The organism is Acetonema longum DSM 6540 (genome assembly GCF_000219125.1).
GTDB classification, from domain to species: Bacteria; Bacillota; Negativicutes; order Sporomusales; family Acetonemataceae; genus Acetonema; species Acetonema longum.
In genome coordinates this window covers 47,469-60,581 of sequence record NZ_AFGF01000221.1, presented here as the reverse complement: position 1 = coordinate 60,581, position 13,113 = coordinate 47,469, and the positions used below count along the sequence as shown (strand labels likewise).

At 51.3% G+C, this 13,113-nt stretch carries 13 protein-coding genes; 11 read left to right on the top strand and 2 right to left on the bottom strand.

What is annotated here, in order from left to right:
• Positions 1-507 (top strand): 2-keto-3-deoxygluconate permease (locus ALO_RS17425; RefSeq protein ID WP_004098721.1); only part of this gene is annotated, 507 nt, incomplete at its 5' end.
• A 184-nt stretch (positions 508-691) separates the two neighbouring features.
• On the top strand, positions 692-1,339 hold the full coding sequence (locus ALO_RS17420) for a DNA-processing protein DprA (protein ID WP_169313155.1): 648 nt from the start codon (positions 692-694) through the stop codon (positions 1,337-1,339).
• A gap of 94 nt (positions 1,340-1,433) precedes the next feature.
• Here the strand turns inward: ALO_RS17420 and lgt are convergent, their stop codons facing one another.
• Positions 1,434-2,246 (bottom strand): prolipoprotein diacylglyceryl transferase, encoded by an 813-nt coding sequence (gene lgt / locus ALO_RS17415; protein WP_004098717.1) that lies wholly within the window; start codon positions 2,244-2,246, stop codon positions 1,434-1,436.
• A gap of 143 nt (positions 2,247-2,389) precedes the next feature.
• Between lgt and ALO_RS17410 the strand changes: the two genes are divergently transcribed.
• Positions 2,390-2,962 carry a TlpA family protein disulfide reductase gene (locus ALO_RS17410; RefSeq protein WP_004098715.1) on the top strand — a complete coding sequence of 191 codons (573 nt, stop codon included), beginning with the start codon at positions 2,390-2,392 and terminating at the stop codon, positions 2,960-2,962.
• 14 nt (positions 2,963-2,976) lie between these two features.
• On the top strand, positions 2,977-3,660 hold the full coding sequence (locus ALO_RS17405) for a cytochrome c biogenesis CcdA family protein (RefSeq protein WP_004098713.1): 684 nt from the start codon (positions 2,977-2,979) through the stop codon (positions 3,658-3,660).
• A gap of 86 nt (positions 3,661-3,746) precedes the next feature.
• Here ALO_RS17405 and ALO_RS17400 read toward each other — a convergent pair whose 3' ends face one another.
• Complete coding sequence (locus tag ALO_RS17400) at positions 3,747-4,019, bottom strand: metal-sensitive transcriptional regulator (RefSeq protein WP_004098712.1); 273 nt, start codon at positions 4,017-4,019, stop codon at positions 3,747-3,749.
• Positions 4,020-4,286: 267 nt separating this feature from the next.
• On the opposite strand from ALO_RS17400, the gene trxA reads away from it, so the two are divergent.
• From trxA to ALO_RS21930, 7 genes are all read left to right on the top strand, one after another.
• Positions 4,287-4,613: a thioredoxin gene (gene trxA, locus ALO_RS17395; RefSeq protein WP_004098710.1), complete on the top strand. Its 327-nt coding sequence runs from the start codon at positions 4,287-4,289 to the stop codon at positions 4,611-4,613.
• Between the two features lie 148 nt (positions 4,614-4,761).
• Positions 4,762-5,460, top strand: coding sequence for a response regulator transcription factor (locus ALO_RS17390; RefSeq protein WP_004098706.1), 699 nt, complete (start codon positions 4,762-4,764; stop codon positions 5,458-5,460).
• Positions 5,457-6,983 (top strand): sensor histidine kinase, encoded by a 1,527-nt coding sequence (locus tag ALO_RS17385; RefSeq protein WP_004098704.1) that lies wholly within the window; start codon positions 5,457-5,459, stop codon positions 6,981-6,983. Before ALO_RS17390 ends, ALO_RS17385 begins: the two co-directional genes overlap by 4 nt.
• A gap of 61 nt (positions 6,984-7,044) precedes the next feature.
• On the top strand, positions 7,045-8,922 hold the full coding sequence (locus ALO_RS17380) for a sigma 54-interacting transcriptional regulator (protein WP_004098703.1): 1,878 nt from the start codon (positions 7,045-7,047) through the stop codon (positions 8,920-8,922).
• Positions 8,923-9,075: 153 nt separating this feature from the next.
• Positions 9,076-10,497, top strand: a complete 1,422-nt coding sequence (locus tag ALO_RS17375; protein ID WP_004098699.1) for an FAD-binding oxidoreductase — start codon at positions 9,076-9,078, stop codon at positions 10,495-10,497.
• Positions 10,497-11,822 carry a (Fe-S)-binding protein gene (locus ALO_RS21935; RefSeq protein WP_004098697.1) on the top strand — a complete coding sequence of 442 codons (1,326 nt, stop codon included), beginning with the start codon at positions 10,497-10,499 and terminating at the stop codon, positions 11,820-11,822. The genes ALO_RS17375 and ALO_RS21935 overlap by 1 nt, the downstream gene beginning before the upstream one ends.
• Positions 11,823-11,834: 12 nt before the next feature.
• On the top strand, positions 11,835-13,103 hold the full coding sequence (locus ALO_RS21930) for an SLC13 family permease (protein ID WP_004098696.1): 1,269 nt from the start codon (positions 11,835-11,837) through the stop codon (positions 13,101-13,103).
• Positions 13,104-13,113 lie beyond the last annotated feature (10 nt).

Here is a 13,113-nt window from a genome sequence, read left to right as displayed (position 1 = left end):
CCCGGTCCCTTCTGGACCATGGTTACCCTCGGAATTGCAGGATTGGCGGCCTTCCCTTGGCAAACCTTCGTCGGAGCTATTCTGCCCTTAATTATTGGCATGGTTCTTGGCAATCTGGACCGGGATATGCGCGATTATCTTGCTAAAGCAGTTCCCGTGCTCATTCCCTTCTTTGCCTTTGGTCTCGGCTGTGGCATTAATCTGAGCAGTATTATCAAAGGCGGCATGCTGGGAATTCTGATGGGTGTCGCTGTTGTCGCCGTCAGCGGCTGCATTCTTTTCATTGCCGATAAACTAACTGGCGGCAATGGTATTGCCGGTTTGTCCGCCGCATCCACCGCCGGCAATGCCGCTGCCGTTCCGGCCGCCATTGCGGCTGTAGATACTTCCTATAAGAGCGCGGCGCCAACAGCTACTGTCCTGGTGGCAACTTGTGTGATTGTCACCGCCGTGCTGGTTCCGATCGTAACGGCTTGGTGGGCAAAGCAGATCAACGCCAAAGCATAGATCTTTAGAAAATTAAACAGAAGAAATGCCGTACAGTCACAGATTGTACGGCATTTTTGTAATATGTGTTCTTATATGCTTTTAAAATACTGTTGCTCTAGCATTCTTAGCATGACACTGGAAAAACACTCTGGTAAAATGAAAGCAGAGGTAGTCTATTTTCATTCTGATGGGAATGGTTTATTTGCAGATTTCTTACCTTACCATGCCGTTAAAAGCCCTGGGCTCTCCGGTATATACAACAAAGACGTTAGCTCTGATTGGCAATGTGGCATTACTGGATCGTACTCTGCTGGCGATTTTCGCTTCCATGAAGTCGCCGCCGGAAGCCGCCCAGGCCAGTAAAACCTTCGCTGGATCTATGCCGGATACGATTTCGGTTATAGCTGGCTTTCATTCGCCTTTAGAGGCGGAATGGTATCGGCAGCTCCGTCAAACAAACGCGGGACTGATTTTAATGCCGGCCCGCAGCCTGGATACTCTTACGATCCGGGCGGAATGGAAAGAGATGCTGGATGCAGGCCGCATGCTGGTGATCAGTCCGTTTGCCGCCGGCTATAACTGGCAGACCAGAGACAGTGCCCTGCAGCGAAACCGGTTTATTGCCGCGCTGGCTGAGGCTGTTTTGATTTTGCACGCAGCACCTGGCAGTGCGACCGAAGGCTTAGCCAAAGAGTGCCTGGCACAGGATAAACCGGTATATACCCTGAATCCGGACTCAGCGGGTTTGCTGGCAGCCGGCGCCCGTCCGGCTGATCCGGAACTGAGCCGGGCCATAGGAGTCTGCTGCCTGGAAACTGAGGCCGTTTCAAAAGGTTCCGATGCCAGGTAAAAAGATGCTCTGAGTCTCCGTGCTGAAGACACCGGTCTCCTGGCCGGCAACCGGGGCTAAAGAATAGGGCTCTTGCATAGAATCTATGAAACCGTTACTTTTTCTGTCTGGCCGGTGTTTTCACGGCTGGTTCATTGATACGCGACCCATAGAGACCGAGCCAGATAAATATCCCGATTCCTATGATCATTACGGTCAGGCTGGTCAACTGGGCGGATTTTAAGCCGAAGGCAAGGGTTCCGTAATCTCCCCGCAGAAATTCAAGAAAAAAGCGGGCGGCGGAATATAGAACCGCATATGCCACGAAGACCTGGCCTTTGGCATGATTAGTGACCCGCAGCAGCAGCAGTAAAACGAAAATAATCACATCGATCTGACCCTCCCAGATTTCTGCCGGCCAAAGGGGCTGATTGCCATATATCTGGTGGGCCAGGGTCGTGGAGGGATAGATAATGCCGAAATCACTGCCTGTGGGCTGGCCGAAGGCGTCGCCGTTCATTAAATTGGCCATGCGGCCAATGGCTTGTCCCATGATGACTGCCGGAGCGGCCACGATGTCAGCAAAGGCCCAGGTGTCGATCTTATGTTTTTTGGTATACAGGTAGCCTACGATAGCCCCCAGGACCACACCTCCCTGAATGGCCATTCCTCCCTGCCAGACAAAGGGGATTTCCAGCAGGTGATCCTGGTAATAATCCCAGTCAAAAAAGAATACATCCCACAGCCTGGCGCCGACAATGCCGGCCAACCCGCAATATATTCCCATGTCGGGTATGTGATGGTGCCAGCGGCCGTCTTGTTTAGCAAGAAAGTAGGCGGTCACGGTAGCCAGTACGATGCTAAGGCTTAATATGAGCCCATAGCTGCGGACGGGAAAATCGCCAATGAAAAACAAATATTGATGCATAAAATCCTCCTTTAGAATGTAGAGTTCGGACCTCTGACATTCTGGTTCTAGTATACCAGAATTGTATGAAGATACAAGTTGAGCTCATGTATATAGAAGCCGCCCATAGCGCGGAATCATGATTACGATATAAGGAGGTTAACATGCGTAAGCAACTGCTATCTATTATCCTGCTGGTTTTCCTGGCTATAGCCGGACTTTGGCTGTCGGGCCAGCAACAGCAAGCCACACTGCCTGCTCCCGGTGAGATTGTCCAACGGGAAAACTCTGCTCCGGCGGCTCAAACCAGTGGTGCGGATGAAGTGGGTGTAATGGTAGACAAGAAGGCTCCGGGCTTTACCCTTACGGGCCTTGAAGGAAAGTCGGTTGAAGCAGTCGTCAAAGGTCAAGTCACCATCTTAAATTTCTGGGCCACCTGGTGCCCTCCCTGCCGGGCCGAAATGCCAGAATTGGACCGGTTTGCCCGCAAGCATCAGGGTGTCTTGAGGTTCTATGCGGTGAATATTAAGGAAAGCGGCGATACAGTAAAGGCGTTTTTGCGGCAAAATCAGTATCAATTGCCGGTTTTGCTGGATTCTGACGGGAAAGTGGCAGAAACCTATGCTGTATGGGCTATTCCCACTACCCTTATACTGGATGCAAACGGGGTCATCCGGTATCGTAAAGCTGGCGCCGTGACCCTGCAGGAATTGGAAAAAGTCATAGCTGATCTGTAGGAGAGGTGGTTTATTTGGATCAAAACGTAACCATGGTTACGGCATTTCTGGCTGGAATGATTTCATTTCTGTCACCATGCGTTTTGCCGATGCTGCCGACCTATAGCGCCATGCTGGCCGGCAGCGGCGGCAAAGGGGAGAAAAGCCGGTTTTGGGTCAATGCGATTTCTTTTTTACTGGGATTCACACTGGTTTTTGTGTTCATGGGGGCTACCGCTTCCTATTTCGGCGCCTTGCTTTTAGAAAATCAGCAAATAGTCCGGAAAGTTGCCGGCATCTTCATGACTGCTATGGGGATCCATTTGGCCGGATTTATCAAAATCCGTTTCTTGGCGCGAGAGTATCGACCGTTTTTGGAGCAGGCATTTAGCGGCCCTTTTGGCGCTTTTCTGCTGGGCATGGCGTTTACGGCAGGGTGGACGCCTTGCACCGGGCCAATCCTGGCTACCATTCTGATGTATGCGGGGGCACTTCCCACTTTAAGTCAGGGAGCCTTACTTTTATTTGTTTATGCCATGGGCTTTAGTCTGCCCTTTTTGCTGCTGGCTGCCGCTCTGCAGTATTGTGTGTTTTCATTAGCGGGCTTGTATCATGCATTGCCCTTGATCCAGCGGCTTGCGGGAATTGTTTTGATATTGGCAGGCTTGGCCGTCTGTTTTGATATAATGCCGGCAGAACTGAACAGTCTTTGGTATTAATCAGGGTAAAATGAAGCCACCTGTGTGCAGTAGATGCAGCAGGTGGCTTTTGGTTTTTGGCAATTAAGGCCCTGGCATTATCGAGGCTACTTTAAAAAAGTAATGAGTTGTTTTACAATCTGCTCCACTTTTTGTTTGTCTTCCGGCTTGGCTTGAATATCTGAGCACAAACATTCCACAGCATTGTTTTCTAAAATATGCAGGCCGGTTTTTTCGATAGAAGCGCGAATGGCAGAAAGCTGGACCATGATGCTGCCGCAGGATTGTTCTTCTTCGACCATGCGTTCAATACCGGTAATGTGGCCCTTTATATTTTTGAGTCGGTTTAAGACTTCCGCTTGGATTTCTGGCTTGATCATATTTCCACTCCTTTACCCCCTGGGGTAGGGTCTGGTTGTATTATAAAAGATTTTTCCGTAAACTGCAATCCTGGCAGGAGTACAATGAAAAAATAAGCTGGTGCCGCTTAATGAACCGGGACGGAGCTCCCCTACTGTTCTTGTGGAAACCATTGACTTTTTGACTTGTTTTCTATAAAATAAAATCATAGCCCCCAGGGATGGGGGCGGGGTAATTATTTTGCGGCAAACAACACATACTATAAAAAAGGATCTGGAGGGATTCTCATGGGTATAACCAGCATTACCAATGCGAATGAATTTACCGAAAAAGTGCTTAACTCAGATAGACCGGCTCTTGTGGATTTTTGGGCGCCCTGGTGCGGACCGTGCAAAATGGTCGGGCCGGAAGTGGAGGCGATTGCGCAGGAATACGCCGATAGGGCGGTGATCTGCAAGGTCAATATAGATGAACAAGCCCAGTTAGCCGGTCAGTATAATGTGATGAGCATTCCCACCCTGGTTATTTTTAAAGACGGCAGGGAAGTTAAACGGATTGTCGGCTATCGCCCACGCAAAGAGTTAGGCGCCGCCCTGGCCGAAACAATGGCATAATTCCATGCAGAAGAAAGAGCTCCCGGCGGACCGGGAGCCTTTTTTTGAGTAAGTGCTGTTTTCACAATTAATTCACAATCCAACACTGAAATTTTCGGACGGGTTGTGGTATGCTGTAACTGAGCGATATTGAAGGATTAGGGAAGTGATGACAGTGTCGGGTCAAATTATTCTCATTGCTGATGATGAACCGCAGATTCGGGAACTATTATCTCTGTACTTTCAGAAGGAAGGATTTTCCGTCACAGAGGCTGCTGACGGAGCCGATGCTATTTTAAAAGTGCAGCAGCTGAAACCGGCGATGGTGATCCTGGACATCATGATGCCGGTGCTGGACGGTCTTGAGGCCTGCAAACAGATACGCCGGATATCGAAAGTCCCCATTATTATGCTGACTGCCAGGGCGGAGGATGAAGACCGGATTATGGGATTGGAACTGGGCGCTGACGATTACATCCCCAAACCGTTTAATCCGCGGGAAGTCGTGGCCAGAGTGAAGGCCGTCCTGCGGCGTATGCCAGACATCGCTTTTACCCAGGCCGATATTTTGCGGTTTCCTCACCTGGATATTAATATTGCTGAATATACGGTCACAACATACGGTTCGAGTGTCAACCTTACCGCTAAAGAAATGGAGCTATTGTGGCATTTGGCCACTCATCCCGGCCGGGTGTTTTCCCGGGATCAACTGCTGGAAAATGTATGGGGCTACACGTACTGCGGCGATACCCGGACGGTGGATACCCATATCAAACGAATCCGGCAAAAAATCGGCGCACGGGAAGATACTCCCTGGGATATCAAGACAGTGTGGGGGGTAGGTTATAAATTTGAGGTGAGACCGTGAAACATTCCCTGCAGCGTAAACTTCTATACAGTTATATGGCGGTTATCATCATCATGCTGATCATGGTATCTATCGGCGTTTCCTATTTGATCAGGGATTATTTTATTTTCTCCAAAAAACGGGAGCTGATGAATAAAGCCTATGAATTGTCGCGGGTTGTCGACGACTATTACCAGGGAACAATCAATCTGCATCAACTGGGGATTTTTATCAATAGTGTAGACAGTTTTCTCGATGCCCGCATTTGGGTGGTGGATGGATCACGGAGGGTGATCGCTATGTCCACTCCCCAACGGCGGTACGGGCCCGGCGGCCCCTGGCACAGACCCGGCATGAGGCCGGGCGGAATGGGAATACCGCTGGAGGCCAATGCCCGAGGCATGATCCGGAAATGTTTGGAGGAATTAAATCAGGTCTTTGAAGGCCGGGAATGGTCTACTACGCTGCGACATCCTTTTTATGACGAGGAAATGCTGATGGTGTCCATTCCGGTGATCCAGGCCAATGGCGGCATGAATGGCATCATTCTGTTAAATTCACCGGTCCGTTCCATCAACGAGTATATGCAGCGGATCTATTACTATATTGCCGCCATCGGACTAGTGGCCGTGCTGCTGACCATCGTGATCGTGAATTGGCTGTCCCGGGGTATCGTGCGTCCACTGCGGGAAATGCAGCTGGCTGCTCAGGCTATGGCTTGCGGCGATTATAATCGTCGGACCGGAATTCGTACAGACGACGAGGTCGGTGAACTTGGCAAATCTCTTAATTCCCTGGCCCAGGATCTGGAGCGTTTTGTCAGTGAAACAGAAAAAGTCGACAAACTGCGCCGGGATTTTGTCGCCAATGTATCTCATGAATTGCGCACTCCTCTGACGATTATCCGGGGATACACCGAAGCATTGACAGACGGTACGGCGGCTGATCCGGCGCTGCAGGCAAAGTATCTCGGCATGATGCGGGATGAAACCGAGAGACTGGAACGGTTAATTAAGGATTTATTAGATTTAAGCCGGCTGCAATCCCAAAATACTAATGCGGAAATGGAGCCGATTCCCTTAGCCGCAGTGGCTGAGGGCGTAGTTTCTATTTTTCGGCGCGGGGCCGAGCAAAAAGGTGTGCAGCTGCAAGCCGAAAAGCTGGAGGAAAATACGGTTATCAGCGGCAATGGCGACCGTTTAACGCAATTGCTGTTGATTTTATTGGATAACGCCCTGAAATTTACTCCTGCCGGCGGCAAAATCACCGTGGGGGTTGAGCGGGATAAAAATCTGATTCTGCTAGCTGTTTCCGACACTGGCAGCGGTATTGCATCGGAAGATCTGCCGTTTATCTGGGAGAGGTTTTATAAAGCGGACAAAGCCCACTCCCGGCTCTCAGTAGGAACCGGACTGGGCTTGGCTATCGCCAGAGAAATCATCGAACTGCACGGAGGAACGGTGGAAGTGGCCAGCGCCCCGGCGAAGGGGACCAAGTTTATCATCCGTTTCCCCAGCTTAGAGAAAGAATTGAAACCCGTCTAGAGGTTGCCATGTTCCGGCGGCCGGAAGTCATTCAAGATCAAATCAAAGGCAGTGTGAAAATATGTCGGGTATTGTTTTTATCGCTCCCAATGCGGAAATCGGGAGAATAGCGGAAAATCTGAAAGTGGATCCCGATGAGTATAATGTCATATACGCCCGGCTGGAAGAAGGCGTCAAAGCCGCCGGCCGGGCGCTGCAAAAAGGCGCCCGGGTTTTGATAAGCCGGGGATTTACTTGCCACCTCATTGAAGAGGCGTTTCCGGATGCATCAGTCATTGATGTGCGATATACTGCCTTCGATTTATTGCGGGCCTATCTGCAGGCTGCCACCTGTTCCCAGTCGATCGCCATTGTGGACATTCAGCCGGTGATCGACGGAATGAACAGCGTGGAGGCAATCCTGAACCTGAATGTGGGAACTAAAACTGTCAAGCTGGTGATCCCCGATTATCACAGTTACATGGACGGCATTGACCAGGCAGTGGCAAAGGGGTATGACTGTGTCATCGGCAATCAGGCGATAGTCAACGCGGCTGCTGCCCGGGGCCTGACAGGAGTGTTGCTGCGTTCTGGACGCGAAGGGATTGAACTGGCGGTAGCCGCTGCCCGTCAGATTTTAGCGATTCACCGCATTCGGGATGCTAACGCCTTACAAACCGAAATTATTATCAATTCCGTGGATTATGGCATCATAGCCATTGACAGTGATGGTTCTCTCATTGCCTTCAACCGGCAGGCCAGATATCTGCTGCGCTTGGATATATCCAACTCCCGCCTGGACGCTTTTCTTGTTGTCATGCGCAAACTCATGCTGGAACAGGAAAAAGTGATTGGTCGGGTTGAAAAAGTGGACGGTCATGGAGAAGTAGTTGTCAACTATTTACCGATTATTGTTGACGGGGAACCAACCGGTATGGTGGCAACGATCCAGGCTTTGCAGCAGTTACAGGATATTGAGCAAAAAACCCGTGAGGAATTGGCCCGCCGGGGCAGGGTGGCGCGTTACAGCTTCGCTGATATTGAGTCGAAATCGCCGGTTATGCGCCGGGTCATTCAGGATGCCAAACGCTTTGCGGCGTATGATGCCACCGTTTTGATTCTGGGAGAAACAGGCGTAGGCAAGGAATACTTTGCGCATGCGATTCACCAGGCGAGCCCCAGGCAAAGGGGCCCTTTTGTCGTCGTGAATTGTGCGGCGATCCCGGAAAATATTTTAGAAAGCGAACTGTTCGGTTATGTGGAAGGGGCGTTTACCGGCGCTAAAAAGGGCGGCAAGGTGGGGCTGTTTGAACAGGCCCACAAGGGCACTATCTTTCTGGATGAGATCGGAGAAATTTCGGAAAATTTACAGGTGCGGCTGCTGCGGGTATTGCAGGAACATGAAGTGTACCGGCTGGGGGATGACCGGATTATGCCGGTGGATATCCGGGTCATTGCCGCTACCAATCGTGATTTATCGGCATTGGTCCATGAAAAGAAGTTTCGTGAGGATTTGTATTACCGGCTGGATGTGCTGACGCTGGAGATTCCTCCGATCCGGGAACGGAAAGAGGACCTGGAGCAATTGATTCACCACTTTATCCTGGAGTATAATGAGAAATATCATTCTCACGTGGAATCAATCGAGCCTGGGGGCCTGGAAATTCTACTGAACCACGACTGGCCCGGCAATATTCGTGAATTGCATAACTTTCTTGGCCGGGTAACGGCTTTGACACAGGGAAAGGTTATTCAGGAAAAAGAGGTCCTGCATTGTTTGCGACGGCGTTATCAGCCTCAGAGAGAAGGCGCGGCCGGGTTAAAAGAGATAGAGAAGACGGCGATTCTGGAAGCCTTGAGAAAATCCGGCGGCAGTAAGCAAATGGCGGCTGACATGTTGGGAATTGGGCGGGCTACTTTGTGGCGGCGGTTAAAAGAGCTTGCCGATCCAATAGAATGAGTTTCAATAAGAGACGAGAGTGTTTCATTATGAAACACTCTCGTCTCTTATTTGTTTTAAGTTGGGTTGATTTAACAACTCTGCCGGTCTTGGCATAGAACTTGCTATATATAATCGTTGAACGTTCGCGAAATCACATTTGGAGGGTAGAACATGAACTCAACACAACTGGGAAAATTGAGAAAGATTGCAGGTCACGATCGTATCCACACCGAGGAGTCAGCTTTGCTTTGCTATGCCTATGATTCTTCCCTTGAATCCCAAATCCGGAGTTACATGCCGGAAGCGGTTTTTGTGCCGCAGGCGGCGGCGGAAATTCCGGAGGTTATTCAATATTGCGCCGCGGAACGTATTCCCATCATCCCGCGGGGAGCAGGCACCGGTCAGGCAGGAGGCTCTCTGGCGGTCAAGGGCGGCTTGGTCATTGACCTGTCAAGGCTGAACCGCATCCTGGAGATTGATACCGATAACCTGCAGGTTATTGTAGAACCAGGTGTCGTCCATGCTGAGCTCAATCAGGCACTGGCTCCTTTGGGCTTTTCCTTTCCGCCTGATCCGGGCAGCACCAAAATGGCGACTGTTGGCGGGATGATTTCCTACAATGCCAGCGGTATGCGCGCCATGAAATACGGTACGACCCGGGAGTATGTCCTGGGACTGGAGGTCATAATGGCCAGTGGTCAGGTCATAACCACGGGGGGAGTGGAATGTCGTTCGCTCAAAACCGTTTCAGGCTATGACCTAACCAAACTATTTGTCGGAACTGAAGGAACCTTGGGTATCATCACCAAGGCGAGGTTGAAGATTATGCCGCTTCCTGAGAAAAAAGGACTTGCCGTAGCTTCTTTTGCCCAGCTGGGCGACGCAGGAAAGGCAGTAGGCGAGGTGTTCCGCAATAAGATTGTCCCGGCTGCCATCGAAGTATTAGATAAGTCCGCCATCAAAGCGGCGTGCATGTATAAGCCGAGTATTAAGCTGCCGGAGGATGCGGCAGCGGTATTATTCTTTGAGGTGGACGGTCCGCCGCCGGGAGTTGTGTATCAGGCGCAGAAAATCGCCGAGGTCTGCAAATCCATTGCAACGCATGTGGATTGGACCGATGATCCTGACAAGGTGAAGCAATTGTGGGAAGCCCGCAGTGTTGTCGGCGCCGCCAGCGGCCGGGTGCGTCCGGGCGCTACCCGGGTTTATATCGGGGAGGATATCTGCGTTCCCATTATGAATGTGGGCGCCGCCCTGGAAGGCATCCAGAAAATCGGCCAAAAGTACGGTACCGTCATTGTGACCTACGGACATGTAGCTGACGGCAATTTCCACTCGGCGCCGGTGATTGACATGGAAAGCGAAGAAGAATTGAGAAAAGTGCAATTGGTTGCCGATGAGATCCAGGAATTGGCTCTTGACCTGAAAGGGACCGTAACCGGCGAACATGGGATCGGAGTGGTCCGGGCCAAGTACATGGACCGGGAGCATGGACCGGCGGTTGAGGTCATGCGCGTAATAAAATCGGCGCTGGACCCCTTGAATATTATGAATCCTGGAAAGATGGGTCTAGATAGGTCAGGTGAGAAATAATGGAAAAGACGAAAAATGTAAATGAATTGATTCGCAAAGTGAATCAATGCGTCCGCTGTGGTCAGTGCCGTTCCGTCTGTCCGATCTTTCGCGAACTGGGCGTTGAGTCTTCCGTTGCCAGGGGAAAACTGGCTTTATTGCGAGACTATCTGAGCGGGAAAGACGTTTCTGCCGGCGCTGTGAATGAACTGCTGTCCAAATGCCTATTGTGCAAGACCTGCGGCGCTCAGTGCCCCAGCGGCGTCCACGCCGACGAACTTGTGCTGGCCGGACGCGAGGTGATGGTGGAGCGTCAGGGACTGCCGCTGATCAAAAAAGCGGTTTTTGCGGTGCTAAAAAGACGTGCCTTGTTTGATCTTGGTTTGACTATGGCTGCACTGGGCCAGGATATCGGCTTGAAACGGAATCCAGGAAGCCGCCTGGGCGCAGTGTCCCGTTTTCCCATGCCCGGTCTTGCCAAAAGGCGGGTTATCGCCCCTTTTGCCGCCAAGCCTCTTCGCAAGCAGTTTCCGGAAACGGTCAGAGTCACAGCTCCCCAAGCGAGAGTCGCTTTGTTCGCAGGCTGCATGGCCAACTATATCTATGCTGACGCCGGTAAGGCAGCCATTGAAGTATTAACGGCCCACAACATTGAGGTTGTATTGCCTAAATGGCAGCATTGCTGCGGTTTCCCCCTCATCACCTCCGGCGATGCTGAAAGCGGCCGCCTGATGGGCCGCCACAATATCCAGGTTTTTTCCGAGTTACAGGTAGATGCGGTCATTACCCTGTGCGGTTCCTGCGGCAGTGCCTGGCGTCACGAGTATCCCAGACTTTTTGCGGCCGAGCCTGAGTATTTGGCAAAGGCGGAAGCTATAGCAGAAAAGACCTATGATATTTTGGAATATCTGGCCGATATATTCCCGCTGAATCAAGACCTGCTCGGCCCTGTGAATATGAAGATCACCATTCATGATCCCTGCCATCTGGTGCGGGGGATGGGAGTGGCCAGGCAGGTCCGCAAGGTCGTCAAGGTCATCCCGGGCGTGCAGCTGGTGGAAATGAAGGAAGCGGACCGCTGCTGCGGCTCCGGGGGCAGTTTCAATCTGTCCTATTATGAATTATCGCGGGAAATTAATGACCGCAAGATCGATAACATTGCGGCGACTAAGGCCGACACGGTTGTTGCCGGCTGCGGTTCCTGCCGCATGCATCTGATTGACGGCTTGTGTCAAAAAGGGCAGCTCCAAAATGTGATCCATACCATCCAGTTGGTTGCCCAATCCATTGAGGCCAAACGGGCTGCTCTCTTGTCACATTTGCCCAGTCTAGATAAAACATTATAGGAGGTTTTGTTTATGAGCGTCGCAGTACTTTCCTTGATCGCCCTAATCATCGCTATTGTTATCAGCTGCATCTCTCCAAAAAACATCGGCATTCTGGCGATCGGACTGTCCTTTATTGTCGGCGGAATTATCGGCAATGTGAAAGTCAGTCAGATTATCGGCGGTTTTCCTCTCAGCCTGTTTCTGATGCTGGCCGGAGTTACCTATCTTTTCGGCATTGCCCAAGTGAACGGCACCATTGAAAAAATCACCCAATATGCGGTTAAAGCGGTTCGTGGCAATGTGGCGCTGCTGCCCATTGTGTTGTTCTTCGTCGCCTTTGCCCTGTCGGCCATCGGCCCGGGTCATATTTCCATTATTGCCCTGATGGCTCCGGCCGCGATGATTCTGGCGGAGAAAGTGGGCATTCCTCCGCTTCTAATGGCCCTTATGGTTGGCAACGGCGGTCAGGCCGGCGCTGTTTCGCCGATTGCGCCTACCGGCGTTATTGCCAATAGCCTTGCTGCTAAATTAGGTTATACCGGGCTGGAGTTCCCGTTCTTTTTTAACACCTTTATCGGCCACTTGGCGGTATCAGTGCTGGCCTATGTACTCTTTGGCGGCCTGAAGCTGTGGAAACAGCAAAAAGAAGGAACTGCGTCAGCGATTGCCTCCATCCTGAACGTAAAAGTAGAGCCCTTCAACCGGCAGCAGTCTATGACTGTTGCCGGCATAGTGGTGCTCATCATTTTAGCCCTTGGCTTTAAACTTGACGTAGGACTGACCGCCTTTACCATCGGCGCTATCCTTACCCTGCTCAATGCCGCCGATGAAAACCAGGCCATCAAAAGCATGCCCTGGGGCACCATTATGATGGTCTGCGGCGTAACCGTCCTGGTCGGCCTGATGAAAAATGTAGGCGGAATGGACCTCTTCTCCGGGATTATCGCCCAATTCTCCACTCCCTATACAGCTACCTTGGTTGTTGGTTTTATCGCCGCCATCATTTCGGCATACGCCAGCACCTCCGGCGTTATTTTGCCCGCCTTCATGCCTCTGGTGCCTGATTTAATCGCGAAAATGGGCGGCGGTGACCCGCTGGCCCTGATGTATACCATTTTAGTAGCCGGTCACCTGGTTGATGTCAGCCCGCTTTCTACTACCGGCGCTTTGATGATTGGCGCAGCCGGCCCTAAGTCAGACAAATCGAAACTATTCCGCGACATGCTTTTATGGGGATTTGCCATGTCGGTGGTAGGGGCAGGCCTCAGCTGGCTGTTTTTTACCGTGCTGAAATTCTAAGCCGGATTTT

Coding starts and splice junctions, on each gene's coding strand:
- ALO_RS17400 (WP_004098712.1), bottom strand. CDS start 4,019: ATGATCAAGCCAGAAATCCAAGCGGAAGTCTTAAACCGACTCAAAAAT.
- trxA (WP_004098710.1), top strand. CDS start 4,287: ATGGGTATAACCAGCATTACCAATGCGAATGAATTTACCGAAAAAGTG.
- ALO_RS21935 (WP_004098697.1), top strand. CDS start 10,497: ATGGAAAAGACGAAAAATGTAAATGAATTGATTCGCAAAGTGAATCAA.
- ALO_RS17410 (WP_004098715.1), top strand. CDS start 2,390: ATGCGTAAGCAACTGCTATCTATTATCCTGCTGGTTTTCCTGGCTATA.
- lgt (WP_004098717.1), bottom strand. CDS start 2,246: ATGCATCAATATTTGTTTTTCATTGGCGATTTTCCCGTCCGCAGCTAT.
- ALO_RS17380 (WP_004098703.1), top strand. CDS start 7,045: ATGTCGGGTATTGTTTTTATCGCTCCCAATGCGGAAATCGGGAGAATA.
- ALO_RS21930 (WP_004098696.1), top strand. CDS start 11,835: ATGAGCGTCGCAGTACTTTCCTTGATCGCCCTAATCATCGCTATTGTT.
- ALO_RS17375 (WP_004098699.1), top strand. CDS start 9,076: ATGAACTCAACACAACTGGGAAAATTGAGAAAGATTGCAGGTCACGAT.
- ALO_RS17390 (WP_004098706.1), top strand. CDS start 4,762: ATGACAGTGTCGGGTCAAATTATTCTCATTGCTGATGATGAACCGCAG.